At 38.6% G+C, this 1,195-nt stretch carries 1 protein-coding gene; it reads right to left on the reverse strand.

All coding sequences use genetic code 11. From position 1 onward, the window contains the following. Nucleotides 1-1,138, reverse strand: a 1,138-nt coding sequence (locus AB0G52_RS41230; protein ID WP_361344460.1) for a hypothetical protein, incomplete at its 3' end; no start/stop codon positions are given. Nucleotides 1,139-1,195: the final 57 nt, after the last annotated feature.

Consider the following 1,195-nt stretch of genomic DNA (forward strand, 5'->3'; position numbering starts at 1 on the left):
AAACATAGCTGATTTTTCCATTCAAGTCCTTTAAGTCTGCTATATTATTAGGGACTGTGTTGTCATCCTTTAACAATGTAGCAATGGCATATTTATAGTCATTGAAAAGCTTTGATTTTTCATTGCTGTAGCTGTAAATCTTTTCATCCTTCGCATTAACAAGTACGATTTGTCTTAGCACGCTGTTGGAGTCCATAAGTGGAACTACCCATGTGAACTGACCATATATCGTATAAAGGATAGGTGTTCCAGCCTCATATTTCTCCGCTCTAAATGTCTTTTCAGCTACATTGATGGCAGATTTCCCATTTAAGGAACCATTTGCTTCTTCATAGAATGTAAGCTTTCCAGACCTTGCATTGATTAGTGAATAGCCTACCATGCTTCCGCTGTCTGAGTTCGGTCGAGTGAAATCAGTAAACCAATTTAAGGCAAGGTCCTTATTGAATACACCATTTACTTCATCAATATCTTCCCATTCAGTCGGTACCTTAATATCTTCTTTAGAGAAGATGGTATTCCAGAAACCGTGTATATATTTTCCATACCACTCATTCCAATCCTCTGCTACACTTGTTGGGATAACATGATCGATGAAATCAGGTATTTCATTCATTTTATAGTCCTTAACTTCGCCATTTGCGGGATCAATAATATAAATACCCTTTACATCAACAATCTGCCTGAATTTGTTGTAATCCCCGTATGGCACAACATAATACGGCTTATCATTATCGTCTGGCTCAAAGCTTGCTTCCAGCAGGACGTGATCCTTATGCGTTTTTCTTACAAGACGCTTTAAGTCTTCGTGGAAATAAGCAGATGGAACATATGTCATTTCCGATTTGACTAACACAGCATCTTTATTTTCATCCTCTGCACTCATTTTTATGAAGCCAGGAACAGGCTGGTTCTTCATCCATTTAAAAAAGCCAGTGTATTCAATCGGTGTTACCCAATAAAGATGATCGTCAATTTTTTGCAAAGTTGAATGTCCTAAATCATAGTAGGAAGCATGAGAAAGCTCGCCTAGTTTCTTTTCGCTTCGGTACCGAGCGTATTTCTCCGGTACAACTGCGATATGCTGCTCATCTGTCGATTCTTCTTTATCCTGGGCAATCGTTGCTTTTGCTGCCACGAAGTCATACTTATCATTTGCAATAGTAAATGGGTAAGCAAACTGGAAGTAAGCACT

The organism is Streptomyces sp. NPDC021562, assembly GCF_040640875.1.
Classification (GTDB): domain Bacteria; phylum Actinomycetota; class Actinomycetes; order Streptomycetales; family Streptomycetaceae; genus Streptomyces.